This window comes from Amycolatopsis sp. CA-230715 (assembly GCF_018736145.1).
Classification (GTDB): domain Bacteria; phylum Actinomycetota; class Actinomycetes; order Mycobacteriales; family Pseudonocardiaceae; genus Amycolatopsis.
Window position 1 is genome coordinate 9,569,435 of sequence record NZ_CP059997.1, and the last position, 14,651, is coordinate 9,584,085.

A 14,651-nucleotide genomic window follows, 5' to 3' on the forward strand; every position below is an offset into this window, starting at 1 on the left:
CCGCGTGCCCGGAAGGTGACATTCGGGGAATCCAGCGCCCCGAACGTCACTTCGGGTCAGGAGGCGGGCCCGCAAGCACGCGCAGGAATCTTCCGGCACAGATGGAAGGAGCCCGGCCCGCGAGGGCCGGGCTCCTTCGTGCGTCCGCCTAACCGATCCCGAGCGCGTCCTCCACGGACACCGTGTCGATCCCGTGCGCCGCACCGACGGGCGCGTAGGTCACCGCGCCACCGACGGTATTCACGCCGAGCCGCAGCGCCGCATTGTCCGCGGCCGCCTTCGCGACGCCCTTGTCCGCGATTTCCAGCGCGTACGGCAGCGTCACGTTGGTCAGCGCGTGGGTCGAGGTGTTGGGCACCGAGCCGGGCATGTTGGCCACGCAGTAGAAGACCGAGCCGTGCACGCGGTAGGTCGGGTCCGCGTGCGTGGTCGCGCGCGTGTCTTCGAAGCAGCCGCCCTGGTCCACGGCGATGTCGACGAGCACGCTGCCCGGCTTCATCCGCGACACCAACTCGTTGGAGACGATCTTCGGCGCCTTCGCGCCCGGCACGAGCACCGCGCCGATCACGAGATCCGCTTGCCGCACTTCGCGTTCGATCGAGTAGGCGTTGGCCGCCATCGTCCTGATCCGGCCCTGGTACATCCGGTCCGCGGCGCGCAGCTTGTCCACGTTCTTGTCGAACAGCACGATGTCGCCCCAGGTCCCGGCCGCGACGGCGACCGCGTTCATCCCGGACACCCCGGCGCCGATCACCACCACGCGCGCGGGCGCGACCCCGGAGACGCCGCCGAGCAGCACGCCCCTGCCGCCCGCCATCCTGGTCAGGCACTGCGCGCCGACCTGCGGGGCCAACCGCCCGGCAACCTCGCTCATCGGGAACAGCAGCGGCAGCGACCCGTCGGGCAGCTGCACGGTTTCGTAGGCGACGGCCGTCGTTCCCGCGTCCACCAACGCCTTCGTGCACTGCTCGCTCGCGGCGAGGTGCAGGTAGGTGAACAGCACGAGATCGCGGCGGAGCCGGTGGTACTCCTCGGCGATCGGCTCCTTCACCTTCAGCACCATCTCGGCGGCCTCCCACACCGCGTCGGCGCCGTCGAGCACCTTGGCCCCGGCGCTCAGGTAGTCGTCGTCGGTGATCGACGAACCCTCGCCTGCGGCGCGCTCCACGAACACCTCGTGGCCGGCGGCCACCAGTTCGTGGACACCCGCTGGCGTGGCCGCCACGCGGTATTCGTGGTTCTTCACTTCCTTCGGTACACCGATCCTCATGTGGCACCTCCGTTTTCGTGCGGTCGACACCGAAGGGTCACCCAGCGCACTGGCCCGCCAGAAGGTCCAGAAACGCGCGCGTCACCGGGTCCAGCCTGGTCCCGTCGAACGGCGCCTTTCTGGCTCTGGGCCAGTGCCAGTGATGTTGCGATGGTCGACTCACCCTTACCCGCTCACGAAGGAGGTCGCCCCGTGGAAATCGAGGAATTGCGCGCGAAGGCGCGCAGGCACCTTGGTCCCCACTTCACCCGCAAAGAAGCCTGGGCGAGCCCGTTCCCGGTCTTCGTCCGCGGCGAGGGGAGCTACCTGTACGACACCGAAGGCCAACGCCACCTCGACGGCCTCGCCGGGTTGTTCTGCGTGAACATGGGCCACGGCCGCGCGGACATCGCCAAGGCGGCGAGCGAGCAGGTCGGCACCCTCGCCTACGCGACCAACTGGGGGTCGGGCCACCTGCCCGCGATCGAGGCCGCGTCCCTCATCGCGGAACTGGCGCCGGGCGACCTCGGCACCACGTTCTTCGTCAACTCCGGTTCGGAGGCCGTGGAAACCGCGGTGAAGTTCGCGCGCCAGTACCACCGCAGCCAGGGCGCGCCGGAGCGCACGAAGATCATCAGCCGCCACATGGCCTACCACGGAACGACGCTCGGCGCGCTTTCGGTCACCGCGCTGCCGAAGATCAAGGACCCGTTCGGCCCGCTGCTGCCCGGTGTCCGGCACGTCCCGAACACACTCGGCCTCATCGGCGACTGCGGTCCCGCGTCCGAATTGGACTGCGTCAAGGCGATCGAAGCGGTGATCCTCGAAGAGGGACCGGAAACCATCGCCGCGCTCTTCGCGGAACCGGTGCAGAACGGGCGCGGCGCGCTCGTCCCGCCGGACGGCTACTGGCCCGCGCTGCGCGCCCTGTGCGACAAGTACGGGATCCTGCTCGTGTCCGACGAGGTCATCTGCTCGTTCGGGCGGCTCGGCCACTGGTTCGGCCACGGGCTCACCGGCGTCGTCCCGGACCTGATCACCTTCGCCAAGGGCTCGACCTCCGGGTACGCCCCGCTCGGCGGGATGATCGCGCGAGAGAAACTGGTGACCGAGCTGTTCGACTCCCCCAACGGCGGCACGTTCACCCACGGCGCGACGTGGGGCGGACACCCGGTGGCCACCGCGGTCGCGGTCGCGAACCTCACCGCCATGCGGGACGAGAAGGTCCCCGAGCACGTGCTGTCCGAGGGCCCGAAGCTGTTCTCCGCGCTCGAATCCCTCAAGGACGCGCACCGGTGCGTCAAGGACGTGCGGGGCACCGGGTTCTTCTACGCGATCGAGCTGATGGCCGACCGGAACTCCGGCCGCGAGCTCACCGACGCCGAGTCGGTGCGCGTCCTGCGCGAGGTGCTGCCGGAGGCGTTCCGGCGCACCAAGGTGATCCTGCGCGGGGACGACCGCGGCGCCACCATGCTGATGATCTCGCCGCCGCTCGTCGCCGACTCCGACGTCCTTTCCGAACTGCTGCACGGAGTCGACGCGATGCTCACCGACGTCGAAAAGGCGATCCAGCCCTGATCCCCCGCAACGGGAAAGGCCGCGATGCCCACGGGCATCGCGGCCTTCGCGCGCGTCCTGGCTCAGGCGAGCAGCGCCAGCAGGCCGAACGCGGTGGTCCCGACCAGGAGCGTGGACAGCAGCCCCAGCAGGAGCGCGCGCCCGCCGGTGCGCACGAGCTTGCCGATCCGGACCGCGCAGCCGAGCCCGAACAGCGCGCCGGCGAGCAGCAGCGTGCACACGGTCTTGGCGACGTCGAGCACGGCGCCGGGCAGGATGCCGGTGCTGCGCAGCACGACCATGGCGAGGAAGCCCAGCACGAACAGCGGCACCAGCGGGGCGCGCTTGCCCTCGGTGACCGGGCGGCGACGGCGCTCGTTGATGCTCACCAGCGCGACCATCGGTGCCAGCAGCACGACCCTGCTGAGCTTGACCACGACCGCCACCGCGACCGCGGCCGCACCGGCGGGAGTGGCCGCCGCGACGACCTGCGCGACTTCGTGCACGCTCATCCCGGCCCAGCTGCCGAGCCGGAGACCGTTCAGCCCCAGCCATTCCCCGGCGAGCGGGACCACCGCGATCGCGAGGCCGCCGTAGAAGGTCACCAGCGCGACGGCGGTGGCCACATCGGAATCCTCGCGCTCGACCACGCCCTCCATCGCCGCGATCGCCGAAGCACCGCAGATGGAGAACCCGGTCGCGACGAGCATCGCGAGTCCACGTGGGACACCGATCAGCCGCCCGATCCCGATCGTGCCGAGGAAGGTGATCGCGACGGTGAGCACGACCGCCAGCAGGGTTCCCGCGCCGAGGCCGAGCACGGCGGGCAGCGCGAGCTGCAGCCCGAGCAGCACCACGCCCGCGCGCAGCAGGCGCTTCGTCAGCTTGGCGATGGCCTGCCGCGTCGGCTCGGACAGCACCGGCAGGGACCCCGCGATGACGCCGAGGATCACGGCGGCGGTCAACGCGCTGAAGATCGGGATCGCCATGCTCGTCAGGTAGGCGACCACCACGCCGGAAACGGTGACAGCGAGACAAGGAAGCAGCGATCGGACGCGCCGCGCGGTGAGAGTGGTCATGATCCAAGACTCTGCGGCCGACACCCCGCCCTCGGTAGCCGGCAACCCGCTGCCAGCTCATACCCTAAGGCTATGACCATGCCCGATTTGGAGTCACTCCGCCTGCTCGTGCTCGTCGACGAACTCGGCAGCATCGGCCAGGCCGCGGCCGCGCTCGGCATCGCGCAGCCGTCGGCGAGCAAGCGCCTGTCCACGGTGGAACGACGGCTCGGGCTGGTGCTCGTCGACCGCACCCGCCGCGGCTCCGCGCTGACCCCGGACGGCCGCGCGGTCGCCGGCTGGGCGCACCGCGTGCTCGACGAAGTCGACGCGCTGCTCACCGGCGCCGAGGCGCTGCGCACGCAGCACCGGGCGGAACTGCGGATCGCGGCGAGCATGACGCTGGCCGAGCACCTGGTGCCCGGCTGGGTCGGCGAGCTCAAGCGCGGCAGGCCCGATCTCTACCTCGGGCTCCAGGTGCGCAACTCCGACGAGGTCGGCGAGCTCACCAGGGAGGGCAAGGTGGACCTCGGTTTCGTCGAATACCCCTACCCGCCGACCGGGCTGTCCACCAGGAAGGTCGCCACCGACCACCTCGTGGTCGTCGTGTCCACCACCCACCGCTGGGCGAGGCGGCGCCGCCCGCTGACCGCCGCCGATCTCGCGACGACGCCGCTCGTGGTGCGCGAGCGCGGCTCCGGCACCAGGGAGACCTTGGAGGCCGCGCTCCGGGCCGCCGGGATGACCGCGGCGAGCCCACTGCTGGAGCTGGGCTCGGCCTCCGCGGTCCGCAACGCGGTCGCCGCGGGCGCCGGGCCCGCCGCGATCAGCGCGCTCGACGTGGCGCGCAACCTGACCGACCATCGGCTGGTCACGGTGCCCGTGGAGGGCATCGACCTGCGCCGGACGCTTCGCGCGGTGTGGCCCGCGGGCCGGAAGCTGGTCGGCGCGCCCGCCGCGCTACTCGCACTGGCCATCGGCCGCCACTGAACGCCCACCGACTGGGAACTGGACCCTCCTATACCGGCGGAACTGGCACTCGCGCCCGGCCCAGGATATTTCTACGGTGACCGGAACCACACCGCGGCTCGCAGGAGAAACCGAGCGCGGCCGGGCCGGTCACACCGTGCGCCGAGCGGCCGCAAGAAGGAGGAGACGTGGGTTCTGCGTCCGAAGAAAGCGCGCCCACCGGGTTGAAACCCGGCCTCAAGCAACGCCACATGAACCTGATCGCCCTCGGCGGGGTGATCGGCGCCGGGCTGTTCGTCGGCAGCGGCGTCGTCATCCAGTCGGCAGGGCCCGCCGCCGTAATCTCGTTCCTGATCGCCGGGCTGATCACCGTGCTGATCATGCGCATGCTGGCCGAAATGACCGTCGCCAAGCCCGCGCTGGGATCGTTCTACGTCTACGCGAGGGAGGCGCTCGGCAACCGCGCCGGATTCGCGGTCGGCTGGATGTACTGGTACTTCTTCGTCATCGTGGTGGCCGTCGAGGCGGTCGCCGGTGGCCGAATCCTGCAGTTGTGGCTGCCCGGCGTTCCACTGTGGATACTCAGCCTCGGCCTGCTGGTCCTGCTCACCGGGACGAACATGGTCTCCGCCCGCTCCTACGGCGAGTTCGAGTACTGGTTCTCCTCGATCAAGGTCGTCGCCATCGTGGTCTTCCTCGTGCTCGGCGGCCTGTACCTGTTCGGGTTCTGGCCCGGCGCGCACGGCGGAGTCGGGAACCTGGTGTCGCACGGCGGTTTCGCGCCGCTCGGCATCGGCGCCGTGCTCGCCGCGGTGGTGCCGTGCGTCGGCTTCTACACCGGCGCCGAGATCGTCACGATCGCGGCCGCCGAGTCCGAGGAACCGAAGAAGGCGATCGCGAAGGCGATGCGGTCGATCATCCTGCGCGTGGTGTTCTTCTACGTCGGCTCGGTCTTCGTCGTGGTCTCGGTGAAGGCGTGGAACTCCCCCGAAACCGGGGTCAGCCCGTACGCCGCGGTGCTGGACGTCCTCGGTATCCCCGCGGTGGCCACGATCATGAACGGCATCGTGCTGACCGCCGTGCTGTCGTGCCTGAACTCGGCGCTCTACACCTCGTCGCGCATGCTCTTCGCGCTGACGCGGCACGGCGACGCGCCGCGGGCGTTCACCCGCCTGTCCCGCAGCGGGGTGCCGCGCCGCGCGATCCTCGCGGGCACGCTGGTCGGGTACGCCTCGGTCATCGCCGCGTACACCTCACCGGACGTGATCTTCCAGTTCCTGGTGAACTCCTACGGCGCCGTCGCGCTGTTCGTCTACCTCAGCATCGCGCTGGCCCAGGTCCGGCTCCGCAAACGCCTCGAACGCGAGGACCCGGCGGCGCTCGGCCTGAAGATGTGGCTGTTCCCCTGGCTCAGCTACGCCACGATCGCGCTCATGGTCGCGGTGATCCTCGCGATGGCGTTCCTGCCCGGCAGCCGTTCGCAGTTCTGGCTCAGCGCGGTGACGCTCGCGCTGATCCTGATCGCCTACCAGTTCCGTAAGCGCCGCGGCGCCGAGGTGCCTGCCGAACCCACCGAGACCGTCCCCGAACCCACCGAGACCCGCGCCGCGGAGCATCCCTGATCAGGCGTCCTTCTCCTTGGCGCGCAAGGCTTCCTGCCGTGCCTCGGCGAAGATCGCGCGCTCCCGGCGCAGCCATTCGGGGCCGTCGGCCTTGACCGCGTCGATCTCCTCGGTGGTGAGCGGATCGGTGATCCCGCCGCGCGCGAGACCACCGATCGAAACGCCCAGCTTCGCCGCGACGACCTGCCTCGGGTGCGGGCCGTCGCGGCGAAGCTCGCGCAGCCATTCGGGCGGATCGGCCTGCAGCGCGTTCAGGTCGTCGCGCGAAACGACGCCCGCCTGGAACGACGCGGGAGTGGCTTCGAGGTACACACCCAGCTTCTTCGCCGCAGTCGCGGGCTTCATCGTCTGGGGCGTCTTGTGCGACTTCATGGCGACGAGGGTATCGGGCGTCTGCGGGGCCGCCGATCACGCCCGGTAACCTGGCCGCGTGACCGGCTCGGACGTCCCCCCATCGTTCCGGCTCGCGTACGTCCCCGGCGCGACACCGGCCAAGTGGGTGCGGATCTGGCGGGAGCGCTACCCGGACGTCCCGCTCGCGCTCGTCGAAGTGTCCGCGGCCGAGGCGGCCGGACTGGTCCGCGAGCGCGGCGCCGACGCCGTCCTGCTACGGCTGCCGACCGACCGGGAAGGGCTGCACGCGATCCCGCTCTACACCGAGACCACGGTGGTCGTGGTGCCGAAGGACCATCTCGTGGCCGCGGCGGACGAAGTGACCCCGGAGGATCTCGCGGACGACGTCGTGCTGCACCCGCTCGACGACGCCCTCGACTGGGAGCGGCCGCCGAGACGGCCCGCGCTCGAACGCCCCGCCACGACCGCGGACGCCATCGAACTGGTTGCCGCGGGTGTCGGTCTCCTCGTCGTCCCGCAGTCGCTGGCCAGGCTGCACCACCGCAGGGACCTGACCTACCGCCCGCTGCGAGACGCCCCGGAGTCGCGTGTCGCGCTGTCCTGGCTGGAGGACGAGACCACCGACCTGATGGAGCAGTTCATCGGGATCGTCCGCGGGCGGACCGTCAACAGCACCCGGGGGCGCCCGCCGTCACCGCCGAAGGAAAAACGCCCCGACGCGCGTGAACGCAAGACAGGCAAGCCGGGCGGCAAGGGTACCCACCGGGGTTCCGGTACGCCCCGGGGCGGCAAGCGGGGCAAACCCCGGCGCCGTTCCTAGCTTTTTGCCAGCTGAGAATTCCGACTGGGCGATCATGCGGACTCCGTCCAATTCGTTCCCCGGCTGATCTTTCTCCGGCCAGGTCACACCCCATAATCGACGACCGCGCGCATTCTGGCGAGTTAGCCCGGAACCGATGTCCACCCCCGGCGCTGTCCGGTTCACGACTAATGCAGGTTGACCACTATCGCGCGCTCCCTATTCTGGGTACACGCGCGTTCACTCCCAGCACCGGTGTTTCCCCGTTGGCTCACCTAGCATGGAGTAGCCCATGTCTCCCGCTCGCCACGGAAATTCCCGTCGTTCTCGAATGGTCCCGGTCGCCGCGGCGACCGTGGCCGTCGCCGCGCTCGCCGTCGCCCCCGGCACGGCCTCCGCCGGCACGGCACTGCCCGCCAGGCAGGCGACCGCGCTCTCGGCCACCCTGGCGTCCTCGCTCGGCGATCGGACCGCCGGGTCGTACTACGACCGCGCCACCTCCCGGCTCGTCGTCACGGTCACCGACGCGGCAGGGGCCGATCAGGTCCGCGCCGCGGGCGCGATCGCGAAGCACGTGCCCTATCGCGCGTCCGAACTCGCCGCGGTCACCGCCCAACTCGACCGCACGGCACGGATTCCCGGCAGCGCGTGGCGCGTCGACCCCCGCTCCGGCCAGGTGCTCGTCACCGCGGATTCGACCGTCACCGGCGGGAAGCTGGCCACGCTCACCAAGGCCGTCGGCGACGCGGGCGGCAAGGCGAGACTCGCCCGCACCAGCGGGCGGTTGCGGCCCCTGATCAGCGGTGGCGACGCGATCTGGGGCCAGGGGCTCCGGTGCTCGCTCGGGTTCAACGTGCACGATTCGAACGGCAGCCCGGCACTGCTCACCGCGGGGCACTGCGGCGTCGCCACGAACGACTGGTGGGAGGATTCCTCGAACTCCCAGCACATCGCGACCACGCAGGGCGCCGAATTCCCCGGCCACGACTACTCGTGGGCATCGTACGACCCCGGTGTGGACAGCCCGAGCGCGATCAACACCGGCCAGCAGATCACCCGCGCCGGTGAAGCCACCGTCGGGGAACAGGTCACCCGCAGCGGTTCCACCACCAACGTGCACGAAGGCACCGTCACCGGTCTCAACGCGACGGTGAACTACGAAGAGGGGTCCGTCTACGGTCTCATCGACACCAACGTCTGCGCGGAACCGGGTGACAGCGGCGGTTCGCTCTACGACGGCGAAACCGCGCTCGGCCTGACCTCCGGCGGCAGCGGCGACTGCTCGTCCGGCGGCGAAACCTTCTTCCAGCCCGTTCCCGCGGCACTTTCCGCCTACGGCCTCACCCTTCCCTAGTTCGACTGGTCCCTGAAGGCCACTATGACGGCACTCAATGCCGTCATAGTGGCCTTCACCGCGTTAAAACGACGTGGACGCATTTCCGTTTCTCACGACGCGAGAAAGATCGTACGGGCACCTCCTGGCGATCTTTTCCGGAAAATCCATTGTGGACTTTGTCGCGGCGGCCGCGTCGATACCGGACGACAGTAGGCTGCACCACCTCGCGGGACAATGCGCCAGAAGACTGAGCGGCGGTCACGGAATGTGGATGGCCTAATCACGCTCATCGTCTGGACCTCGGGATGCCTTTCGGCTAATCATGGAGCCCGAACGCTCGTTGCTCACTACTCCGATCCGACGGCCGGGCTCACCGAACGGCTTGTCGAAAGGCCACCAAGTGCCCAAGCAATCAGAAAAAGACCGGACCAGATCGGAACCAGGATTCGTCCGGCGAGCACGGAGAAAGTCCCGGTTCTCCTTGCGCACCAGGGTTCTGACGATCGCGCTGACCCCGAGCGTGGTGCTGCTCGCGGCCGGGGTCGGCATCAACACCTACCTGCTGACCGGCGCGGTCGAGCGGCGCGACACCGCCGCCCTGCTGTCCGACGGTTACGCGATGGCGGTGCCGTTCATGCCCGCGATGAGCGAGGAACGGCGGGCGAGCATCGCGATGGCGGCCGACCCCTCCCCCGCGCACAAGGCGGCGCTGGAGCAGGCGAGGCGCGGGTTCACCGAGCTGATGACGCGGTTCGGGGCGATCTCGACGCAGGTGGCCGACGCGATGCCGGCCGGGGCGAAGGCGTCGATCCAGCGGTTCGTGGCGACGATGCCGAGGATTCCCGCGCTGCGCCAACGGATCGACTCCGGGCAGGCGACGAGGCTCGAGGTCTACGACGGCTTCAGCCAGGTCGCGGACGCGATGATCGTGGCGGCCGACGCGATCGGGCGCGATTCCGCGGACAAGGACATCGCCCAACGGCGGTCGGTGGCCTCCGATCTGATGCGGGCGTCGGACTGGCTGGACCGGAGCAACGCGCTCGCCGCGGCCGCGGTCGAAAACGGCGGCCTGTCCCCCGACGAGCTCGACCGGTTCACCTCGCTCACCCGCGCCTACCGCGCCGACCTCGGCGCGATCGGCCCGCGCCTGCCAAGCCAGCAGCAACGCGAGCTGGACGGGATCACGGCATCCGCGGACTGGGCACTGCTGGCTTCGGTCGAGAACGCGCTCATCCGGCAGGGCTTCGGCGCCCGCTCGCCGCGCGCGGCGGAGGTGACTCTCCCCGCGACGACCGAGCAGTGGCAGGACGCGGTGCGCCGCACCGCGAGCGCAGTCAGCGGGATGGGGCTCGGCAAGATCGGCACCGCCGCCGCGGCGGACGAGAGGCGGACGGCCGACGACGCCGTCACCCGCTCAGTGCTCATCGCCGCGGGCAGCATCCTGCTCGCCCTCCTTGTCCTGCTGTTCGCCGTACGCATGGGCAACGACCTGGTCCGCCGCCTCCGCCTGCTCCGCGCGGAAACCGTCGAGGCCGACGAACGGCTGCCGGAGGTGGTCGCGCGGATCCGCCACGGCGAACGGGTCGACGTGGCCGCCGAGGTGCCGGGCCTCGACTACGGCGCCGACGAGCTCGGCGAGGTCGCCGCCGCGTTCACCAAGGCGCAGCGCGCCGCTGTCGCCGCCGCCGTGCAGGAAGCTCAGCTCCGGGAAGGCGCCAACGCGGTGTTCCTCAACATCGCCCGCCGCAGCCAGGTCGTCGTGCACCGCCAGCTCGGCGTGCTCGACAAGGCCGAGCGCAACGCCGACGACCCCGACCAGGTGGACCTGCTGTACCAGCTCGACCACCTGAGCACTCGCGAGCGGCGCAACGCCGAAAACCTCATCATCCTCGGCGGCGGGAAGCTGACCCGCCAGTGGCACGACGCCGTGCCGCTCATCGACGTCGTCCGCAGCGCGGTCGCGGAAACCGAGCAGTACCAACGGGTCACCTTCGGCAGGCTCCCCGAGCTGCCGGTCGCGGGCCGGGCGGTGGCCGACCTCGTGCACCTGCTGGCCGAACTGGTGGACAACGCCATCGAGTTCTCGCCGCCGGAGTCCCGGATCGAGATGCGCGGCAACCCGGTCGGCAAGGGCGCGGTCATCGAGATCGACGACCAGGGGCTCGGCATGCTCGCCGAGGACCGCGAGCGCGTCAACGCGATGCTCGGCGCGCCACCCGACTACGGGGTCATGGCGCTCACCCAGGATTCCCGGATCGGGTTCTTCGTCGTGGCACGGCTGGCACGCCAGCACGACATCAGGGTGACGCTGATGGACTCGTCCTACGGCGGGGTGCGCGCGGTCGTGCTCATCCCGAACAGCCTGATCGTCGTCCCCGCCCCCGAACCGGAGCCGGACGACGAGCGGCACACGGACTGGTTCGGCACGGCCGAGGACGACAAAGCCGCGGCGGGTAACGGCGTCGCCGCGACCGAGACCGCCACCCCGGTCGCGACCGCGCCCGAGCCGACACGACCCACCCGCCACCGGGCCGACACCGCTCACCCTGCGTCGCGGTGGCCGGAGCCCACCGACGATCACCGGCCTCCCCTGCCGAGGCGACGGCGGCAGGCCAACCTTTCCCCGCAACTGGCCGAAGTTCCCGAGCAGGGCCGCGATCCCGGGGACGGCGGGGCCAGCGCGGTCGAGGCGCGGGACCTGATGGCGGCCTTCCAGCGCGGCACCCGGCGTGGCCGCGCCGACGACACCGAACCCTGGGACGGCTGAGCGCCGGTGCGAACCCGAAACGAGGACCGAACTGTGGAACAGACAAGACTGACCGCGGACCTGGACTGGCTGCTCGACGATCTGGTGGCCAAGGTCGCCGCGATCGACCGGACGGTGCTGCTGTCCGCGGACGGCCTGCTCATGGGCCGCTCCCGCAATCTGTCCGAAGAGGACGGTGAGCACCTTTCCGCGATGGCGTCGGCATTTCAGAGCCTTTCCCGTGGCACCGCGCGCCATTTCGACGGGGGCGCCGTCCGGCAGACCCTGGTCGAGATGGACAACTCGTTCCTGCTCGTGATGGCGGCGGGACAGGGCGCCTGCCTCGCCGCGCTCGCCGGGCGGGAAGCCGATCTCGGCATGGTCGCCTACGAGATGACCAGGCTGGTCAAGAAGGTCGGCGTCAGCCTGGCCGCACCGGCACGGCCGGTCGCGGCCGACGACGGGCCGCGCCCGTCGCCACGATGACCGAAGCACCCGGGGCCGACGACGCGGGCCCCCTGGTCCGGCCGTACTTCCTCGCGGGAGGCCGGAGCAGGCCCGCCCGCGCCGATCTGCAGCTGATCACGCTGGTGGTGGCCGTGCCAGGCCGCGCGAGCGAGATCATGAGCCCCGAGCACGCCGAGATCCTGCGGCTGTGCGCCCGATCGTGCTCGGTCGCGGAGGTCTCCGCGCTGACCGGGCTGCCGCTCATGGTGGTGAAGGTGCTGCTGAGCGATCTGATCGAACGGGGCCACCTCGTGCACCGATCCCCACCGACGTCCTCGGAAATCCCGAGCCCAGAACTACTCCAGGCGGTCCTTGATGGCATTCGACGGCTCTGACCACGCACCCGCGCCGGCACTGGCGTCCGCGGTGAAGATCCTGATCGCGGGCGGGTTCGGCGTCGGCAAGACCACCATGGTCGGTTCGGTCAGCGAAATCCGGCCGCTGCGGACCGAGGAGGTGCTCAGCGGTCTGGGCACCGGGGTCGACGATCTCGCCGGTGTGGAGGGGAAGACCACCACCACGGTGGCCATCGACTTCGGCCGGATCACCATCAACCCCCAACTGGTCCTGTACCTGTTCGGCACACCGGGTCAGCAGCGGTTCTGGTTCATGTGGGACGAACTCGCCCGCGGCGCGCTCGGCGCGGTCGTGCTCGCCGATACCCGCAGGCTCGAAACCTGTTTCGCGGCGGTGGACTTCTTCGAGCGCAGGAACCTTCCGTTCGTGGTGGGGGTGAACTGCTTTGAAAACGCTCCGGTCTACCGCGTCGACGAAGTCCGGGACGCGCTCGACCTCGCCGACGAAATGCCCATCGCGCTGTGCGACGCGCGCGAACGCGAGCCGAGCAAGGAAGTTCTGGTGACCCTGCTGGAACACCTCTTGAAACTCGAAGCGAACACCCGCCGCGCGCCGCACGCGTGAACCCCGTTGGTCCATCCGTGCCGGGCGGACGGGCCGTGATCGTCTTCGGCGGCACGCTACTTGCCGCAGCAACTCCGAGCCGGATCACCCCCGGATGGACCAATCACGGGAACGACCGGGCCACCGGATCGCGGCGACGATCACCCCAGGTTCACCATTCTCCGCACAATCGGGTGAGAACTCGGGTTTAGCTGTAACAGTGTCACCCAGCCGGAGCACACCGCCCGTGACCCCCGGTCCCCCGTCGCCGTGACCACTTCGTGATCAAATTGCAGCCTCCCGGCCAATGGTGGTGTACTCGAACGGCAGCGTTGAACGAGATGCAACGGTGAACGGACACGAACGATATCGCCGGGGGAACTGGGCGGGCCGTTCGCGACAAAAGAGCAGCATTCTCGAAGAACGGTAATCGGTTTCCGGGAGGCCGCCGAGAAGGCCTCTCTTCTCCGTCGACAAAAACTGCCAGGATGTTTCCTGATGGACACTGAACCGAACAGCGATCCCCGAACGGAAAGGAATCGAGACGAACCCGGTCACCCGGTGCGGGGGCACCGGATCAGCCAGCGACGCCTGCTGAACCGGGACGACGTGGTCGAGGTCCCGATCGACAGCCTCGAACCGTCCGACTCGCCCCGCCTCGGCGGCGAGGACGACGAGCACGCGAGAACGCTCGTCAAGGCGGGCGACACCTTGCCGCCGATCGTCGTGCACCGCGGGACCATGCGCGTGATCGACGGGATGCACCGCCTGCGGGCGTGCCGCTTGCGGGGCAGGGACACCATCGAGGTGTGCTTCTTCGACGGCAGCGAGCACGACGCGTTCGTGCTCGCGGTGGAATCCAATGTGACCAACGGACTCCCGCTCTCCGTCGAGGACCGCAAGGCCGCCGCCGAGCGGATCGTCGCCTCGCACCCGCACTACTCGGACCGCGCCATCGGTTCGGTGGCCGGGGTTTCGCCCCAGACCGTGGCCGCGATCCGGGGCCGTGCAACCGAAGAAGGCGAACGGTTGCACAGCAGGCTCGGCCGCGACGGCCGGGTCCGGCCGGTGCACCCCGAGGAAGGCAGGCGCGCGGTCGGTGAACTGCTCGAACGCAGTCCGCACGCCTCGTTGCGCACGATCGCGCGCGAGGCGGGCGTGTCGCCGGGAACCGTGCGGAAGGTGAAGCAACGGCTGGCCCGCGGGCAGGAGCCGGTCCGGCGGCCACCCGCCCCGGTTCCGCGCGCCGCCGACGACCGCGAGGAACACGACGGCGTACGGCTGCGCGAGCTCGTCCGCGACCCGTCGCTGCGGCAATCCGAAGACGGGCGCCTGCTCCTGCGGCTGCTCGGCGTGCTCTCGCTCGACGCCGGGCGCTGGACGAGACTGGCCGCGGGCGTCCCGTGGCACCACCGGGAGACCGTGACCGCCGCCGCCCAGCGTTGCGAGGCGGTCTGGCGCGAATTCGCCGCGATACTGCGCGAACAGCCGAGCTGACCGACCGGACTGTCCTTTTCGGACAGACGCGTGCACCTGCCCGGTTGACGCACTCGC

General features: G+C 70.2%; 13 protein-coding genes. 10 read left to right on the plus strand and 3 right to left on the minus strand.

The window, feature by feature from the left end:
• Positions 1-148: 148 nt before the first annotated feature.
• Positions 149-1,270 (minus strand): alanine dehydrogenase, encoded by a 1,122-nt coding sequence (gene ald, locus HUW46_RS44235; RefSeq protein ID WP_215544605.1) that lies wholly within the window; start codon positions 1,268-1,270, stop codon positions 149-151.
• A gap of 192 nt (positions 1,271-1,462) precedes the next feature.
• Between ald and HUW46_RS44240 the strand changes: the two genes are divergently transcribed.
• The gene (locus tag HUW46_RS44240; protein WP_215544606.1) at positions 1,463-2,827 is read left to right on the plus strand and encodes an aspartate aminotransferase family protein; all 1,365 of its coding nucleotides are present in this window, start codon (positions 1,463-1,465) and stop codon (positions 2,825-2,827) included.
• A 62-nt stretch (positions 2,828-2,889) separates the two neighbouring features.
• On the opposite strand, the gene HUW46_RS44245 is transcribed toward HUW46_RS44240, so the two are convergent.
• Positions 2,890-3,885 (minus strand): YeiH family protein, encoded by a 996-nt coding sequence (locus tag HUW46_RS44245; protein ID WP_215544607.1) that lies wholly within the window; start codon positions 3,883-3,885, stop codon positions 2,890-2,892.
• 72 nt (positions 3,886-3,957) lie between these two features.
• On the opposite strand from HUW46_RS44245, the gene HUW46_RS44250 reads away from it, so the two are divergent.
• Entirely contained in the window at positions 3,958-4,854 is an 897-nt protein-coding gene (locus HUW46_RS44250) for a LysR family transcriptional regulator (RefSeq protein WP_215544608.1), read from the plus strand.
• A gap of 230 nt (positions 4,855-5,084) precedes the next feature.
• On the plus strand, positions 5,085-6,455 hold the full coding sequence (locus HUW46_RS44255; RefSeq protein ID WP_215550477.1) for an amino acid permease: 1,371 nt from the start codon (positions 5,085-5,087) through the stop codon (positions 6,453-6,455).
• Here HUW46_RS44255 and HUW46_RS44260 read toward each other — a convergent pair whose 3' ends face one another.
• Positions 6,456-6,827: a DUF5997 family protein gene (locus HUW46_RS44260; protein ID WP_215544609.1), complete on the minus strand. Its 372-nt coding sequence runs from the start codon at positions 6,825-6,827 to the stop codon at positions 6,456-6,458.
• A gap of 58 nt (positions 6,828-6,885) precedes the next feature.
• Between HUW46_RS44260 and HUW46_RS44265 the strand changes: the two genes are divergently transcribed.
• The 7 genes from HUW46_RS44265 to HUW46_RS44295 all read left to right on the plus strand — a co-directional run bounded on the left by HUW46_RS44265 (position 6,886) and on the right by HUW46_RS44295 (position 14,594).
• Positions 6,886-7,629, plus strand: coding sequence for a LysR family substrate-binding domain-containing protein (locus HUW46_RS44265; RefSeq protein ID WP_215544610.1), 744 nt, complete (start codon positions 6,886-6,888; stop codon positions 7,627-7,629).
• A gap of 310 nt (positions 7,630-7,939) precedes the next feature.
• Complete coding sequence (locus tag HUW46_RS44270; RefSeq protein ID WP_254125561.1) at positions 7,940-8,962, plus strand: S1 family peptidase; 1,023 nt, start codon at positions 7,940-7,942, stop codon at positions 8,960-8,962.
• Positions 8,963-9,425: 463 nt separating this feature from the next.
• Positions 9,426-11,711: a sensor histidine kinase gene (locus HUW46_RS44275; RefSeq protein ID WP_215544612.1), complete on the plus strand. Its 2,286-nt coding sequence runs from the start codon at positions 9,426-9,428 to the stop codon at positions 11,709-11,711.
• A gap of 33 nt (positions 11,712-11,744) precedes the next feature.
• The gene (locus HUW46_RS44280) at positions 11,745-12,176 is read left to right on the plus strand and encodes a roadblock/LC7 domain-containing protein (protein WP_254125563.1); all 432 of its coding nucleotides are present in this window, start codon (positions 11,745-11,747) and stop codon (positions 12,174-12,176) included.
• A complete protein-coding gene (locus HUW46_RS44285) occupies positions 12,173-12,532 on the plus strand; it encodes a DUF742 domain-containing protein (RefSeq protein WP_215544613.1) in 360 nt (119 codons plus the stop codon). Before HUW46_RS44280 ends, HUW46_RS44285 begins: the two co-directional genes overlap by 4 nt.
• The gene (locus HUW46_RS44290; RefSeq protein ID WP_215544614.1) at positions 12,513-13,118 is read left to right on the plus strand and encodes a GTP-binding protein; all 606 of its coding nucleotides are present in this window, start codon (positions 12,513-12,515) and stop codon (positions 13,116-13,118) included. The genes HUW46_RS44285 and HUW46_RS44290 overlap by 20 nt, the downstream gene beginning before the upstream one ends.
• Before the next feature lie 477 nt (positions 13,119-13,595).
• Entirely contained in the window at positions 13,596-14,594 is a 999-nt protein-coding gene (locus tag HUW46_RS44295) for a ParB/RepB/Spo0J family partition protein (protein WP_254125565.1), read from the plus strand.
• Positions 14,595-14,651: the final 57 nt, after the last annotated feature.

Excerpts from the sequence above, each read along its gene's own strand:
- ald (WP_215544605.1), bottom strand. The coding sequence starts at position 1,270 with ATGAGGATCGGTGTACCGAAGGAAGTGAAGAACCACGAATACCGCGTG.
- HUW46_RS44245 (WP_215544607.1), bottom strand. The coding sequence starts at position 3,885 with ATGACCACTCTCACCGCGCGGCGCGTCCGATCGCTGCTTCCTTGTCTC.
- HUW46_RS44250 (WP_215544608.1), top strand. The coding sequence starts at position 3,958 with ATGACCATGCCCGATTTGGAGTCACTCCGCCTGCTCGTGCTCGTCGAC.
- HUW46_RS44255 (WP_215550477.1), top strand. The coding sequence starts at position 5,085 with ATGAACCTGATCGCCCTCGGCGGGGTGATCGGCGCCGGGCTGTTCGTC.
- HUW46_RS44260 (WP_215544609.1), bottom strand. The coding sequence starts at position 6,827 with ATGAAGTCGCACAAGACGCCCCAGACGATGAAGCCCGCGACTGCGGCG.
- HUW46_RS44270 (WP_254125561.1), top strand. The coding sequence starts at position 7,940 with ATGGTCCCGGTCGCCGCGGCGACCGTGGCCGTCGCCGCGCTCGCCGTC.
- HUW46_RS44285 (WP_215544613.1), top strand. The coding sequence starts at position 12,173 with ATGACCGAAGCACCCGGGGCCGACGACGCGGGCCCCCTGGTCCGGCCG.
- HUW46_RS44290 (WP_215544614.1), top strand. The coding sequence starts at position 12,513 with ATGGCATTCGACGGCTCTGACCACGCACCCGCGCCGGCACTGGCGTCC.
- HUW46_RS44295 (WP_254125565.1), top strand. The coding sequence starts at position 13,596 with ATGGACACTGAACCGAACAGCGATCCCCGAACGGAAAGGAATCGAGAC.